The organism is Kribbella sp. NBC_00709, from assembly GCF_036226565.1.
Taxonomy (GTDB): Bacteria; Actinomycetota; Actinomycetes; order Propionibacteriales; family Kribbellaceae; genus Kribbella.
On sequence record NZ_CP108996.1, the window covers coordinates 5411126 to 5425680 of the forward strand.

17 protein-coding genes and 1 pseudogene are annotated in these 14555 nt (G+C 68.5%); 14 read left to right on the forward strand and 4 right to left on the reverse strand.

Annotated elements, in window-relative coordinates; translation table 11 throughout:
• Nucleotides 1–3: 3 nt before the first annotated feature.
• Nucleotides 4–597 carry a GNAT family N-acetyltransferase gene (locus OHA18_RS26720; protein ID WP_328998047.1) on the forward strand — a complete coding sequence of 198 codons (594 nt, stop codon included), beginning with the start codon at nucleotides 4–6 and terminating at the stop codon, nucleotides 595–597.
• Here the strand turns inward: OHA18_RS26720 and OHA18_RS26725 are convergent.
• The 3 genes from OHA18_RS26725 to pepN all read right to left on the reverse strand — a co-directional run bounded on the left by OHA18_RS26725 (nucleotide 567) and on the right by pepN (nucleotide 4721).
• Nucleotides 567–1304, reverse strand: coding sequence for a hypothetical protein (locus tag OHA18_RS26725; RefSeq protein WP_328998048.1), 738 nt, complete (start codon nucleotides 1302–1304; stop codon nucleotides 567–569). The two genes, OHA18_RS26720 and OHA18_RS26725, sit on opposite strands and share 31 nt — an antisense overlap.
• 233 nt (nucleotides 1305–1537) lie before the next feature.
• Entirely contained in the window at nucleotides 1538–2068 is a 531-nt protein-coding gene (locus tag OHA18_RS26730) for a hypothetical protein (RefSeq protein ID WP_328998049.1), read from the reverse strand.
• A gap of 79 nt (nucleotides 2069–2147) precedes the next feature.
• Nucleotides 2148–4721, reverse strand: a complete 2574-nt coding sequence (gene pepN, locus OHA18_RS26735; RefSeq protein WP_328998050.1) for an aminopeptidase N — start codon at nucleotides 4719–4721, stop codon at nucleotides 2148–2150.
• A 111-nt stretch (nucleotides 4722–4832) separates the two neighbouring features.
• Here pepN and OHA18_RS26740 point away from each other — a divergent pair, with 111 nt between their 5' ends.
• From OHA18_RS26740 to OHA18_RS26800, 13 genes and pseudogenes are all read left to right on the forward strand, one after another.
• Nucleotides 4833–5429 carry a mycothiol-dependent nitroreductase Rv2466c family protein gene (locus OHA18_RS26740; RefSeq protein WP_328998051.1) on the forward strand — a complete coding sequence of 199 codons (597 nt, stop codon included), beginning with the start codon at nucleotides 4833–4835 and terminating at the stop codon, nucleotides 5427–5429.
• A gap of 66 nt (nucleotides 5430–5495) precedes the next feature.
• Complete coding sequence (locus OHA18_RS26745) at nucleotides 5496–6275, forward strand: hypothetical protein (protein WP_328998052.1); 780 nt, start codon at nucleotides 5496–5498, stop codon at nucleotides 6273–6275.
• A 17-nt stretch (nucleotides 6276–6292) separates the two neighbouring features.
• Nucleotides 6293–6760: a ribose-5-phosphate isomerase gene (locus tag OHA18_RS26750; RefSeq protein ID WP_328998053.1), complete on the forward strand. Its 468-nt coding sequence runs from the start codon at nucleotides 6293–6295 to the stop codon at nucleotides 6758–6760.
• A gap of 248 nt (nucleotides 6761–7008) precedes the next feature.
• Entirely contained in the window at nucleotides 7009–7155 is a 147-nt protein-coding gene (locus OHA18_RS26755; protein WP_329006166.1) for a helix-turn-helix domain-containing protein, read from the forward strand.
• Nucleotides 7092–7817: pseudogene (locus OHA18_RS26760) on the forward strand (RNA-guided endonuclease InsQ/TnpB family protein); the annotation flags it as partial. The gene OHA18_RS26755 and the pseudogene OHA18_RS26760, both read left to right, overlap by 64 nt.
• Nucleotides 7818–7917: 100 nt before the next feature.
• Nucleotides 7918–8190: a transposase gene (locus tag OHA18_RS26765; protein WP_328998054.1), complete on the forward strand. Its 273-nt coding sequence runs from the start codon at nucleotides 7918–7920 to the stop codon at nucleotides 8188–8190.
• Between the two features lie 52 nt (nucleotides 8191–8242).
• A complete protein-coding gene (locus OHA18_RS26770; protein WP_328998055.1) occupies nucleotides 8243–9070 on the forward strand; it encodes an Fpg/Nei family DNA glycosylase in 828 nt (275 codons plus the stop codon).
• A 63-nt stretch (nucleotides 9071–9133) separates the two neighbouring features.
• A complete protein-coding gene (locus tag OHA18_RS26775; RefSeq protein ID WP_328998056.1) occupies nucleotides 9134–10228 on the forward strand; it encodes a PP2C family protein-serine/threonine phosphatase in 1095 nt (364 codons plus the stop codon).
• A 36-nt stretch (nucleotides 10229–10264) separates the two neighbouring features.
• Entirely contained in the window at nucleotides 10265–10726 is a 462-nt protein-coding gene (locus OHA18_RS26780; protein ID WP_328998057.1) for a hypothetical protein, read from the forward strand.
• Between the two features lie 20 nt (nucleotides 10727–10746).
• Nucleotides 10747–11181 carry an SRPBCC domain-containing protein gene (locus OHA18_RS26785; RefSeq protein WP_328998058.1) on the forward strand — a complete coding sequence of 145 codons (435 nt, stop codon included), beginning with the start codon at nucleotides 10747–10749 and terminating at the stop codon, nucleotides 11179–11181.
• A 39-nt stretch (nucleotides 11182–11220) separates the two neighbouring features.
• Entirely contained in the window at nucleotides 11221–11661 is a 441-nt protein-coding gene (locus tag OHA18_RS26790; protein ID WP_328998059.1) for a nitroreductase family deazaflavin-dependent oxidoreductase, read from the forward strand.
• Between the two features lie 152 nt (nucleotides 11662–11813).
• Nucleotides 11814–12536 (forward strand): CDP-alcohol phosphatidyltransferase family protein, encoded by a 723-nt coding sequence (locus tag OHA18_RS26795; protein WP_328998060.1) that lies wholly within the window; start codon nucleotides 11814–11816, stop codon nucleotides 12534–12536.
• On the forward strand, nucleotides 12537–13373 hold the full coding sequence (locus OHA18_RS26800; RefSeq protein ID WP_328998061.1) for a hypothetical protein: 837 nt from the start codon (nucleotides 12537–12539) through the stop codon (nucleotides 13371–13373).
• A gap of 2 nt (nucleotides 13374–13375) precedes the next feature.
• On the opposite strand, the gene OHA18_RS26805 is transcribed toward OHA18_RS26800, so the two are convergent.
• Nucleotides 13376–14527 (reverse strand): AAA family ATPase, encoded by a 1152-nt coding sequence (locus tag OHA18_RS26805; RefSeq protein WP_328998062.1) that lies wholly within the window; start codon nucleotides 14525–14527, stop codon nucleotides 13376–13378.
• Nucleotides 14528–14555 lie beyond the last annotated feature (28 nt).

Here is a 14555-nt window from a genome sequence, read left to right on the forward strand (position 1 = left end):
CAAGTGGCGGCCTTGGAGCCCCGGCGCATCGACCTGGGCGACGTAGTACTGCGTCCTTTCGTCGGATCCGATGAGGCTGCGGTGGCCGAGGCGTTGCGGGATCCGGGCATCCTCCGCTGGACCGCCGGTACGGCGGTCATCCGCTCGCCTGCGGACCAGCGCGCCCGCAGGTGGCTGGAGCCTCGCATCGACGGCTGGGCGCGTGGCAGTGCCATCTTCGCGATCGCGGACGCCACCACGGACCAGGTGCTCGGCAACGTGTCGCTCCGGGACGTCCACCGCGTCCCGGACCAGGCCGTCGCGGCGTACTGGGTCAGCCCGCTGGCTCGCGGTCGCCGTCTCGGTGCGCGTGCACTCGACGCGGCTGCGCGCTGGGGCTTCGAGGCCGACGGACTCGGTCTGCACCGCATCTCACTCGACCACTCGCTGGTCAACGAGGGGTCATGCCATGTCGCACTCCGGGCCGGCTTCCAGCTGGAGGGCGTGATGCGCGACTACTACGTCGAGCCGACCGGTAAGCGGCACGACTCTCACCTGCATGCCCGGCTGGCCACCGACGTCGTAGCTCAGCCGCCTGCGGGGGCCGCCGGCTCGTAGGTCGGGCAGGCCGGGTTGGAGTACGCCGCCTGCGTGCGCGGATCCATGCACAGGTTGAGCATCTGCGCGGACGAGGAGCCAGGGCCGAGGTAGACCACCCAGGTGTTGGTGACCGGTGTCATCGAGCTGCTGTTGGTGAGCCCCGGGTACTGCCCGTTGACCAGCATCGCCTTCGCCGGGATCCCGGCCCGGGTGAGCGTCGCCGCGGTGTCCTTCGCGCTCTGGTCAGCGGCCATGCCGACGTCGGTCGGGTACTTGTCGATCACTGCGATCCACTGGCCGCGCTTGAACTTCGGCGAGACCGGCCCGGTGTTCACCTCAGGCGTCGTCGTCGACGCCTTGGCCCGCGGTGCGGCTGAGGACGCCGGCGGCTTGCGGTCCGCCTTGGTGGCGCTTCCGCTCGCGGTCGGAGCTGCCGGTGCCGCGGCGCCGTTGTCGGTGCCCGATCCCAGCCGCAGCCCGTCGGCGGGCGGGTCCCCGGACGATCCGCGGGTCAGGATGAACCCGAAGATCGCGACCATCGCGGCCGCGGCCACGACTGCCGCGCCGATGGCGCTGTGCGAACGCTGAGCCTTCCGCGGCCGCGCGGCCGGTGCAGTCCGTGCCGCTGGTGCGTGCTGTGCGGCCGGTGCACTTCGCCTGGCAGCGGTCTTCTGCTGTCTCCGGGCAACCCGAGCGGGCGGCTTCCGGTGGTCGACGCGGGTCACGACAAGGGCCCCTCCCCAAGAACACCCAGACCACCCCAGGAGGGATGGTCCGTGAAGCTTAAACCGAACGACCGAATAAATGAGCCTCTCTCAGGTGGGGAGAATCTCTTTCCCTGCAAGGGAATCGCGCACCGCACACGCCTCCTCACGATCTGCCGACGAGCAATCGTTTGACCCTTACCGAGCGGGGTCGGACGATCCGGAAGCGCAATATCTCGACCTGGACGGCCTGACTAGGTGCCGGACGGGATGCCGTCGTGCCTGGCTTTCGGGCGGGTGTCGAGGGCGTCTTCGAGCCAGGCGTCCACGTCCACGTCGGCGGAGAGGATGTGGTTCACGTACGACGCGCGCTCGTGGCTGAGTACCTCCAGCTCCCACACGCACGGTGCGGCGCCGATCGGGGCCGGGCGAAGGTCGTCGGCCTCCATGCCGCTGAAGATGCTCAGCCGGGACTGGAAGTCCTTCGCCCAGCTCTGCACCACCAGGTAGATCCCGTCGTCGCCCAGGTGCAGTACGACGACACCGAGGCCGACTGCCCCCATCGCGTCGTCGAACTCGAGCTGCCGGGTGGCAGTGTCGCGGGCTACGTCGACCATGTGGTCGTCCCACTGCCGTCCGCGCGCGGTGACGATGTACGGCTTCACCAGGCGGTGCGCGTACCGCCAGGGCATCAGGGGAGTGACTGGGCGGGGTCGGTACGCCTCTGCGAGTCCGGTCAGCGCAACAGCTGCCGCACCGGCCAAGGCGGGGTCGGAGGCGGGCACCGACCCAGTCTTACCGCACGGGGAGGTTCAACGCGACAGGGCCGGTCTCCGATGAGACCGGCCCTGTCCGAGCTGTGAGTCAGACGACAGTGTCCGTCGCCTGCGCGGCGATCGCGCGGGTCAGGTCCGCCTGTGCCTCGGTGACGTACCGAAGGGTCGGAGCGTCGACGACCGACGACTCCGCGGCCAGCCAGCCGGTCAGGGCGTCCAGCGCGGCCTGGTCCGCCAGGTGCCGTGGCGACAGGTACACCAGCACGTTCTCGCCCATCGACGAGCCGAGCCGCGTGTACACGTCCTTGGCTGCGTTCAGGTACCTCTCGACGTACGGCCGCAGCAGGTCCTCCTGGCCGGGCTGCTGGAAGCCGAGGATGGTCCGGAACTGCGTCTCGTTCGGGGTGTCCTCGGACTCCACCGCGATCCGCCAGGCCTCTTCCTTCGCTTCGGCCGTCGGCCGGGCGGCACGGGCCTGCGCGGCCCGCTCCTGTCCGGTGATCGTGGTGTCGCGGGTGAGCTCGTCGTCGATCTCGTCCGCACCGATCCGGCCGAGCCGGGACAGCGCGACGATCAGCGTCCAGCGCAGGTCGGTGTCGACGGCCAGACCCTCCGGCAGGTCACGTCCGTCCAGCCAGCCGGCGATCCGGTCGGCACCGGCCGCCGAGAACACCGCCGAGCTGTAGGCCCGGACGAACGCCAGCTGGTGGTCGCTGCCCGGCTCGGCGTCGGCGACCAGACCGGCCAGTGCCTCCTCGAGCTGGGCCCGTAGGGCGGGCCGGTTCTGCGGGGCGGCGTACTGGTTGACGGCGCTGTTCGCCTGGGCGAGCAGCGAACGGACGCCGGTGAGGTCGGTCTCGGCGCGGATACCGCGCAGGACGATGCCGACGTACTGGCTGGCCGGCATCTCGGCGTCGCGGGTCATGTCCCAGGCCGAGCCCCAGGCGAGTGCCCTGGGCAACGACTCGGTCAGCTGGTCGATCGACTCCACCAGCGTGGTCCGGGAGCGCTCGTCGAGCCGGATCTTCGCGTAGGTGAGGTCGTCGTCGTTCAGCAGCACCAGGTCCGGCTGGGTCGCGCCGGTGAGCTCGGGCAGCTCGGTGCGCGCCCCGTCGATGTCCACCTCGAACCGCTCGGTCCGGACCAGGCCGGCGTCGGTCCGCCGGTACAGGCCGACCGCGAGCCGGTGCGGGCGCAGTACCGGGAACTTCTCGGTCGCGGTCTGCTCGATCGCGAACGAGGTGAAGGCGCCGGCGTCGTCGACGCTGAAGTCGGCGCGCAGCGTGTTCACGCCGGCGGTCCGCAGCCAGCGCTCGGTCCAGTCGTCGAGGTCGCGCCCGGACGCCTTCTCCAGCGGCTTGAGCAGGTCGGCCAGCTCGGTGTTCCCGAACGCGTGGTCGTGGAAGTACTCCTTCAGCGCGGTGACGAACGTCTCCTCACCGACGAAGGCGACCAGTTGGCGCAGCGTCGACGCGCCCTTGGCGTAGGTGATGCCGTCGAAGTTCACCTCGACCGCGTGGAAGTCGATCATGTCGGCCGCGATCGGGTGCGTCGAGGGCAGCTGGTCCTGCCGGTACGCCCAGTTCTTCCGGGCGTTGCAGAACGTCGTCCAGGCGTCGGAGTACTTCGTCGTCGCGACCACCTGAGCCCAGTGGCTGGCCCACTCGGCGAACGACTCGTTCAGCCACAGGTCGTCCCACCAGGTCATCGTGACCAGGTCGCCGAACCACATGTGCGCCAGCTCGTGCAGCACGGTGTTGGCGCGGGACTCCAGCTCCGCGTGCGTCGTGCGGCTGCGGAACAGGTACTCGTCCCGCAGCGTCACGCAGCCGGCGTTCTCCATCGCGCCCATGTTGTACTCCGGCACGAACGCCTGGTCGTACTTGTGGAACGGATACGGCGTCCCGAACGCCTCCTCGAACAGCGCGAAGCCCTGCTTGGTGACCTCGAACAGGTCCTCGACGTCCAGCGCCTCCTTCAGCGACGGACGGCACAGCAGCGACAACGGGTACGTCCCGTGCGGACCCTCGTACGCGTCCGTCACCACGTGGTACGGACCGGCGACGACCGCGGTGATGTACGTCGAGATCCGCTCGGTCGGCGGGAACTCCCAGCGGGCCAGCTCCTCGCCGTTCTCACCGGTGTACGTCGTGGGCTCGGGGGTCGGTGCGTTCGAGATGACCGCCCAGCGGGCCGGGGCGGAGACGGTGAAGGTGAACGGGGCCTTGAGGTCGGGCTGCTCGAAGGTGGTGAACACCCGGCGGGCGTCCGGCACCTCGAACTGCGTGTAGAGGTAGGTCTCCTTGTCGGCCGGGTCGACCGAGCGGTGCAGCCCTTCGCCGGTGCGGGAGTAGAGGCAGTCCGCGACCACGGTGAGCTCGTTGCGCTCCGCCAGCCCGTCGAGCTGGATGCGCGCGCCGTCGTACACCACGTCCGGGTCTAGGGCGTCGCCGTTCAGCGTCACCGTGCGGACCTTGTCCGCGATCAGGTCGGCGAACGTGCTCGCGCCGGCGGTGGCGGTGAAGGTGACGGTGGTCACGGACGGGAACGTGGGGGCGCCGCTCGGGGCACCGGTCAGGTCGAGCTCGATCGCGTAGGTCACGTCACTGACCACGCCCGCACGGGAACGCGCCTCGTCGCGCGTCAGGTTGGTTCCAGGCATGTCCGCATCCTATGCACCTGGTTCTCGGGTTCGCCGAGGGTTTCCCCGCGACATTGGGTATTGGATACCGAGACGATATCTGGGGTTCTTCAACTTTGTATGATGGTGAATATGACTGCCTCTGCAGATTTCTGGTTCGACCCGGCCTGCCCCTGGGCCTGGATGACGTCCCGCTGGATGCTCGAGGTCGAGCAGGTCCGGGACGTGAAGACGACGTGGCACGTGATGAGCCTCGCCGTCCTGAACGAAGAACGTATGGAGCACGACGCCAACTGGGATCGCCTGATCGGTCGGGTCCGGGTGCTGATCGCCGCCGAGCAGGCGCACGGCAACGAGGTCCTGCTGCCGCTCTACACCGCGCTCGGCCGCCGGATCCACAACGAGGGCCGCGGCGGCAAGGACGACGCGGTACTGGCCGAGGCGCTCGAGGAGGCCGGTCTGCCGGCCTCGCTGATCGAGGCCGCGGGCACCGACAAGTACGACGATGCGCTGAAGAAGTCACACCACGCCGGCATGGACCAGGTCGGCATGGAGGTCGGTACGCCGGTCATCGCCGTCGAGGGCACCGCGTTCTTCGGCCCGGTGGTGACGCCGGCGCCCAAGGGCGAGGCGGCCGGCAAGCTCTGGGACGGCGTTCGCCTGGTGGCCGGCACCGAGGGCTTCTTCGAGATCAAGCGCACTCGCGACCGCGGCCCGATCTTCGACTGACGGTTCAGGGGTTGAAATCGGTGGCCCCGGACAACGAAGGTTACTCACCTAGGAATTCGTCAAGTGGTGAGTAGGTTCCAGATGACCGCCGTACCCCCAGATGTGACCGCCGGTGTCGCGGTGTTCGACCGCCACACCGGGCAGTTCGTCCAGCAGCTGAACGCCGACCACCAGTTCCGGTCGGCGTCCGTGGTGAAGCTGCTGATCGTGCTGGACTACTTCTGGGAGCGCGGCCCGCGGTACGACGTCCCGCAGGTTGACCGCGACCGGCTCGAGGTCATGTTGCGCAGCAGCGACGACGACGCCGCCAGCTACTACTGGGACGAGCTGGGCGGCGCGGCGATCGTGGAGCGGATGGTGGAGCGGCTCGGCCTGACCCATACGGCCGGACCGCCCGCCACCCACCCGGGCTTCTGGGGGTACGTCGCGATCACTCCCGCCGACACGGTCCGGATCTATCGATACATCCTGGACCGGGCTCCGCAGCCGGTCCGGGCGTACGTGATGGACCTGCTGCACCGGCCGACCCGCTACGGCACCGATGGCTTCGACCAGTACTTCGGGATCGCGTCGGTCTTCGCCCCGGACTTCAGCATCAAGCAGGGCTGGTCCGGGTTTCGGGGGTCGAGCGGCTACCGGTCGGACCGGGCCAAGCCGAAGTCGGAGCTGGATCTGGTCAGCGATGCGCTCCACACGACCGGGACAGTCGGGGTGGACGACCGGACCATCATCTCGGTGTTCACGCTGCACCCGAGCGGAACGCAGTACGAGCAGGCCTATGCGGTAGTGACGCAGCTGACCGCGGAGCTGACTGTGCCGGGCGGCGTGCGCACCAAGGCAGGCTGACAAGTAGATTGCTCGCCATGCGAGTGCACATCGGCTGCGACCATGCCGGCTTCGAGCTGAAGAACCACCTCGTGCAGCACCTGACTGCTGCCGGGCACGACGTCGTGGATCACGGTCCGGCGGTGTACGACGCCGTTGACGACTACCCGCCGTTCTGCCTGCGGACCGGACAAGCGGTCGTCGACGATCCGGGCAGCCTCGGCATCGTGATCGGTGGCTCGGGCAACGGCGAGCAGATCGCCGCGAACAAGGTGAAGGGGGTCCGGGCGGTGCTGGCCTGGAGCACCGACACCGCACGCCTCGGCCGCGAGCACAACAACGCCAACGTGATCAGCGTCGGCGCCCGGATGCACTCCGAGGAGGAGGCGGCCGGGTTCGTCGAGACGTTCCTGGCCACCGACTACTCCGGCGAGGAGCGGCACACGCGCCGGATCGACATGCTGTCGAACTACGAGTCGACCGGCGAGCTCCCGCCCTTGCCCTGATCGTCCTCGGACTTTTCTCTCACCGGCCGGCGTTCTTCTTCACGACGCGGCCGGGAGACGTCCCGGGCCCGCATCGACCGGCCGGTGCCGACCACGGCCGGAGTGGGCGCCCGGCCCTTCGCTCCGTCTGTCACTGGGTTGGCCGCGGCTGGGCCCGTCATTCAAGCGGGCAGCGCCGCGACTGCCTCCCCTCGAAGTCGGGAACTGTCGGTCCAGGCTGATTGGATACGGGCATGTCGCGGTTCCGAATGTATCCGACGCCCGCGCAGCGGGCTGCGCTGCTCGAGCAGTGCAGGCATGCTCGGTACATCTGGAACCTGGCGGTCGAGCAATGGTCGATTGGACCCGCGACAAGGGCCCAACGCCAGGTTATGCCAAGCAGTGTCGGCAGCTAACCGAGGCACGGGCTGCGTTCAGTTGGTTGCGCCGCGGAGTACAAACCATTCAGCAGCAGGCACTACGGGACTTCGGCCAGGCTGTCCAGAACTTCTATCGTGGCACCCACCAGCGACCGACCTGGCGCAGGGCCGAGATCCACGAGGGATTCCGCATCGTTGGCTCGGAGGTATCCCGGGTAGTCAAGTTGAACCGGAAGTGGGCCGCGGTGAACGTGCCGAAGGTCGGCTGGGTGCGGTTCCGGCTCTCGCGCGCCGTGCCTGAAGCGAAGTCCTACCGGATCAAGCGTGATCGGAGGGGCCGCCGGCACCTTGCGTTTGCGACTATCCCCGAGCCGATACCCGCGCCCGGCTCTGGCGCAGTTGTCGGAGTGGATCGCGGCGTCACCGTCTCGGCCGCGCTGTCCACCGGCGAGCTGCTGAAGTGCCCTGACCTCTCTGAGGGCGAGCAGGTACGACTCAAGCACCTGCAACGCCGCCTCGCCCGCAGCAGCCCCGGTTCCAAGCGGCGCCAGCGGGTCAAGGCTGCGATCGCAATGCTGTCGGCTCGAGCTGGTGACCGGCGTAAGGATTGGACGGAGAAGACCAGCACCGACCTCGCCCGGCGCTTCGACGTCATCCGCGTGGAGGACCTTCGGATCACCCAGTTGACCCGGCGGCCGAAGCCAAAAGCCAACCCCGAGCAACCAGGCGCGCACCTGATGAACCGGCGTCGTGCTAAAGCCGCACTGAATCGCGGCATTCTGGTCAACGCCTGGGGGGATGCTCGTCCGGCGCCTGGAGCACAAGGCGCTAGGGCGGGTCGAGAGAGTGAACCCTGCATACACGTCGCAGACCTGCGCCGCCTGTGGGTACTGCGCATCGGGAAACCGCGAGAGTCAAGCGGTCTTCCGATGCGTGGCCTGCAGCCACCAGGCAAACGCCGATGTGAACGCGGCAGTTAATATCGCGGCTGGACGGGCCGTCAGCGCACGCCGAGGGACGCCCGTCCGGGTCTCGCTGAAGCGTGAACCACAACCTGCTACGTCCGCGTAGTAGTTAGAAATCCCTGGCTGTGAGGGTCAGGGAGGACGCCAAATGAGGAATCATGCCTGAAGGTCACACCCTGCACCGCCTGGCGAACGACGTCTGGGACGCGTTCGGCGGTCGAATGGTCCAGGCGTCCAGCCCGCAGGGCCGGTTCGTCGACGGCGCCGCACTGCTCAACGGGCACGTCCTGCGGCAGACCGAGGCCCACGGCAAGCACTTCCTCGCCGACTTCGAGGGCGCCGGCTGGTTGCACATCCACCTCGGCCTGATCGGCAAGATGGACATCCACCCGGCTCCGGTGCCCGAGCCGGTCGGTCAGGTCCGGCTCAGGCTGCAGAGCGCGACGGCGTACGCCGATCTGCGCGGTGCGACCGTCTGCGAGGTCATCACCGGCGAGGAGCGCGACAAACTGCTCAGTCGCCTCGGACCGGACCCGCTGCGCGACGACGCGGACCCGGAGCTCGCCTGGAAGCGGATCCACCGCAGCAAGCTGCCGATCGGGCAGTTGCTGATGAACCAGGACGTGTTGAGTGGCGTTGGCAACGTTTACCGCGCCGAGGTGCTGTTCCGGGCCAAGTTGAACCCGATGACGCCTGGCAACGTAGTCAAGAAGCGAGAGTGGCAGGGCATGTGGGACGACCTGCTCGCACTGATGAAGTACGGCGTCGAAACCGGCCGGATCGACACCGTTGCCGACGACCACACACCGGAGGCGATGGGCCGTGACCCACGCAAGGACGATCATGGTGGCGAGGTCTACGTCTACCGGCGGCAGGGGCAGCACTGTTTCGTCTGCCAGTCGGTGATCCGGACCAAGATCCTGGCCGGCCGCAACTTGTTCTGGTGTCCCAAATGCCAACGGACCGGACTCACTCGCAAGAGTTGAAACCCATCAGTTGTGTTGCGACTTGATGCGCGGACCGAGCAGTGCCGTTATCTTCTTCACACCATGAGGAAGAGCGGCGGTGTAGCGCTGGTACGACGCATCGGCCGCCGGGTCGAGGCGCTGGGTCGTCGCGCCCGCCGTTCGCACCGGCTGGCGTTCGTCGCACTGGCGCTGGTGCAGCTCGTGATCTCCGTCGCGAGCGAGATCTGGATGACCTCGGTACCGGCGTCCTTCCTGATCGTCCCGCTCGTGGTCGGCGGTGTGCTGCTGCAATTCGGCGAGCTGGTCGCGCTGACCGGCATCACGGCAGCGTTCGGTTCGTACGTCGTGTTGTCCCGCGGCATGACGATGCCCCGGATCGGCTTCGTCCTGGTGCTCGTCATCGTCGGCTGGATCATGATCGCCAGCGCCAAGGTGCGCAGCCGGCTGGGCGTGGCCGGCATCCGGAGCGAGTCGATGCTGATGGAGCTGCGCGACACCCTCACCGCTCAGGGGGAGATGCCGACGATGCCGCCCGGCTGGCGGGTCGAGGTCGCGATCCAGTCCGCCGGTGGGTCGTCGTTCTCCGGCGACTTCGTGGTGTCGACGATGCACGACGACCGGCTCGAGGTGGCGCTGGTCGATGTCTCGGGCAAGGGAATCGACGCCGGGACGCGGGCGCTGCTGCTGTCCGGTGCGTTCGGTGGGCTGCTGGGGGTCGTGCCCGAGCAGGAGTTCCTGCCGTCGGCGAACCAGTACATCCGCCGGCAGGACTGGGACGACGACTTCGCCACCGTCGTTCACGTCGTGCTCGATCTGCGCACCGGGGACTTCGACGTACGCACGGCCGGGCATCCGCCGGCGATCCAGTTCGACGCGTGGTCGGGGCGGTGGCAGACGCGGGATGCGGACGGACCGTTGCTCGGGCTGATGGAGTCGCCGGAGTTCAAGTCGAACCACGGGCAGCTGCGGCCCGGGGATGCGCTGTTCCTGTACAGCGACGGCATGGTGGAGACACCACGGCGGGACATCGGTCGCGGCACGGACCGGCTCACCGGCCACGCGGAACGGCTTGTGGCGCAAGGGTTCGTGGGTGGCGCCGCCGACCTGGTCGCCACGGCCGGCGGCCCGGGTGACGACTCGGCGATCGTGATCATCCACCGGTTGGCGCACGGCTGAGGCGGTCGGCCCGGTGATGGCGTAGCCTGCTCCGTCGTGGCGATCGATGGGCTGGGTGACACCTTCGGTTCGGGCGCGGACCGGGGCGCGCCGGACGTGTCGTTCGACGAGCTGGTCGCGATGATGCCGGAGACGTTGCGGGAGGTGTTCCCGCCGTACCACTGGCAGCTGCCGAAGCTGTGGGAGCTCGACCTGAAGGTGGAGCCGGTCGAGATCGCCGACCTGGTCTGGATGTTCGACCTGCCGCTGTGGCAGCTGGACGGCGAGCGGTTCCGGGTCACGCCGCACCAGGTCGCGGAGACGCCGATGAACTTCCGCGCCCACTATCAGCGGGTGATGGACGCGGACCTCGACTTCCCGATCAACCTGGTCGCGTACCGCGGCCGGTTGGTCGTCCTGGACGGCGTCCATCGACTGGCCAAGGCGCACTTCCTGCGCCGTCGCTGGATCGAGGCCACCATCGCCACCGCGACGCAGCTGCAGTCCTGCGCCGTTTGAGCTTTGGCAGGATGGACGGCATGGACAGCGTTGAGCGTGAGGTGTACGTCGAGGCTCGACCGGAGGTGGTGTGGGCCGCCGTGGCGCAGCCGGAGGGGCTTGCCCGGTGGTACGCGTTCGGTGGTGCCGAGGTCGACCTGCGGCCGGGCGGCCGGCTGGTGCTGCGCTGGGACGAGCGCGGTGAGTTCCGCGGCTTCGTCGAGAAGGTCGAGCCGGGCCGGCGCTTCGCCTACCGGTACGCCGTCGCGCCGGGCGTGGAGCCGGTGCCCGGCAACGCGAACCTGGTCGAGTTCACCCTCACCCCGGAAGGCGAGGGCACCCGCCTGCTGGTCGTCGAGTCCGGCTTCGACCGCCTGGACCTGGCCCCGGACGAGCAGACCGAGCACGCCGACCAGTCCGCCCAGGCCTGGGAGAACTCGCTGACGCTGCTCACCGACCTGGCTCCGACGCTCTGACTTGTGCGTTGGTGATGCATCACCATTATCATTGGTGACATGACAGCCAACAGCGACGAGTACGCGCCGAGCCCCACCGACTGGGTCCGGGACCAGGTCGAGAAGGTCACGGCCGCCGGCACCACGGCCGTGGTCGACATCAAGGGTATGCGGGTCGTGCTGCTGACCATGCGCGGCGCCAAGTCCGGCAAGATCCGGAAGGTTCCGCTGATGCGGGTCGAGCACAACGGCGTGTACGCCGCGGTCGCCTCGCTCGGCGGCGCGCCCAAACACCCGGTCTGGTTCTACAACTTGAAGGCCGACCCGAAGATCACCCTCCAGGACGGTGACGTCACCAAGGAGTACGTCGCCCGCGAGATCGAGGGCGCCGAGTACGACGAGTGGTGGCCGCGCGCCGTCGCCGCGTACCCGCCGTACGCCGAGTACCAGACCAAGACCTCCCGCAAGATCCCGCTCTTCCTGCTGGACCCGGTCGACTAAGTCCTTGCAAAGATCCGGCGTGGGATGACGGGTAGTGACCATCGCCGGACCAGGCTTGTGAGACGCTGGCGACGGCCGGGTTCACCTTGACCCGGTCCGGCGCCGTGCGCGTCGCTTGAGTTCTGGGAGTCGTCCTGACCACACACGACGCGGTGCAGGAACCGTTCGTCGGGTCGACGCGGTTGCGTCTGGCCGGACTTGCACTGCATGCCTATACCGCGAGCGGAACGGTGCTCGCGTTGCTGATCGTGATCGCCGCCATCGACGGCGACGCGGTCCGCGCCCTCTGGCTCGGGCTCGCGGCCCTGGTGATCGACGGCACCGACGGGATGCTCGCGCGCCGGCTGCGGGTGAAGGAGACCATCCCGTGGTTCGACGGCGCGATGCTCGACAACATCGTCGACTACCTCACCTACGCGTTCGCGCCGATCGTGCTGCTGTGGACCGGCGGCTACCTGCCGGCCGGCACCTGGGGCGCGATCCTGGGCGCGCTGCCGTTGCTTGCCTCCAGCTACCAGTTCTGCCGGGTCGACGCGAAGACCGAGGACCACTTCTTCCTCGGTTTCCCCAGCTACTGGAACGTGGTCGCCTTCTATGTCGTGGTCCTGAGCCTCAGCCCGGTCGCCACCGGCGCCATCCTGGTCGTCTGCTCGATTCTCGTGTTCATCCCGGTCAAGTACGTGTACCCGTCGCGGACGAAGGCGTTCCGCTCGGTGAACCTGCTGACGACCGCGGTCTGGCTCGCGTCGTACGCCGTACTGCTGGCCCAGATGCCGAACCCGAACCCGATCGTGGTCGCGGTCTCGCTGGCCTACCTCGTGTACTACGGCGTTCTGAGTCTGTACCTCACCTGGCGCCGCAGGGTTGTCGCGTAGATGGTCCTCGGTCTTGGCGCGGCTCTGGGGGCCGCGGTGCTGTTCGGTGTCGGCGCGATCCTGCAGGCGGTCGGTTCGCGGAAGGTGCCGACCGAGTCGGAGCTGGATCCGCGGCGGCTCGGTGGGTTCGTGGTTGCGTTGCTCAAGCAGCCCGCGTTCCTCGGCGCGCTGGCGCTGAACCTGGCCGGTTTCGGGCTGCACTTCGTCGCGCTGCGGCTGCTGCCGTTGTACCTGGCGCAGGCCGGCATCGCGGTCAGCCTCGTCGTCACCGCGTTGCTCGCCACCCGGCTGATGTCGGACCAACTCAGCCCACTTGAATGGTCAGCCGTGGCCGCGGTCTGCGTAGGGCTCGGTCTGCTCGCGGTCTCAGCCGGTGACGCCGGCGCGAACGTGCAGCATCACGGCCTCACCATCGGCATCATTGTCGGCCTCATCACGATCGCCGTACTCGGCGCTCTCGCCAGTCGATCGCAGCACGGTGTCTCCACCGCTTTGCTCGGCATGCTGGCCGGTCTCGGGTACGCCGGGGTCGCGACCTCCGCCCGTCTTCTCCAGGACGGTTCGATCCGGGAACTGTTCCACAGCCCCACCCTGTACACCCTGCCGATCAGCGGAGGGCTTGCCTTCATCCTCTACTCGCTGGCTCTGCAGCGCGGTTCGGTGACGTTGGCGACGACGCCCATGATCGCTCTGCAGACCATCACTCCGGCCGCGATCGGTGTCTTCGTCCTCGACGACGCTGTTCGCTCAGGCTGGTGGCCTGCGGCGATCATCGGCTTCGCCCTCTCCGCGGCCGGCTCCGTGATCCTGGTCCGCTTCGAGTCCGTCAAGCACTGAGCTCAGCGCGACGGCCACTTCCAGGGCGGTTCGTCGAGCGGGCCTTGGCCGTCGATGGTGGTGGCGCCGCGGTCCTTGACCAGTTCGACGGTGTGCAGCTCGGAGGACAGGGCCTGCAGGGAGGAAATGAACGGGCGCGAGTGGGTGACGACGATGACCTGTGCCTCCTTGGCTGCGGTCACCACGAGGTTCGCCAGGGCTGGGAGCAGGTCGGGATGGAGGCTGGTCTCGGGCTCGTTGAGGACCAGGAGCTCCGGGGGTCTCGGAGTGAGTAGGGCGGCGACCCACAGCAGGTACCTGAGGGTGCCGTCGGACAGCTCGGCGCCGGACAGCGGCCGGAGCAGACCGTGCTGGCGGAACGCGACCTCGAAGCGGCCGGCGGTGTTGACGACCTCGACCCGGCTGCCGGGGAAACCCAGCTCGATGGCCTCGTCGAGCGCGCCGTTCGGTCCGAGCTCGCGGATCGTCTGGAGGGCGGCCGCGACATCCGCCCCGTCCTGGGACAGCACGGCGGTGCGGGTCCCGATCTGCACTCGCCGGGCAGGTGCGTCGGCGTCGGTACGGAAGTGGTCGTAGAACCGCCAGCCCCGCAGCCGGTCGCGCACCCGCAGCAGCTCCGGCGCCCGCTCAGGATCCGCGAACTCGCTCAGCATGCTGTCGAACGTCTGGAGCTGATGACCCGCGCGCTCCCACTCACCGCCGGACGAACGGATCCGCGCCTCGCGATTGTTGCGCTCGACCAGCAAGGCAGCCGGTCGGAGGAACGGGCCGGCCCACAACGCTTCCCGCTTGATCTCGGGATCCAGATCGAACTGCGAGCCGTTGGGGACCGGCAACCCGAGATCCATGAGGTAGCCGTAGTCGTCGCCGGCGAAGCCCATCCGCAATGTCACCGGTCCGGTCCGGCGAGTGCCCTGAACCGGACGGTCCTTGCGGACGTGTTCCGGCCCGGCCCACAGTGTCGACTGCAAGCCTCCCTCGCGTGCCAGGGCAGCGATGGCGCCGTTGCGCGAGGCATCGGCAAGCAACCGGAGCGCCCGGTACAGGCTGGACTTGCCTGTCCCGTTCGCTCCGGTCACCACGTTCAGCCCGCGGAGCGGCATGACGATCCGCCGCAGTGACCGGTAGTTCTCCACCGCCAGCGTCGTCAACATGCGCCCAACGTACTGGTGCCTGCCGACA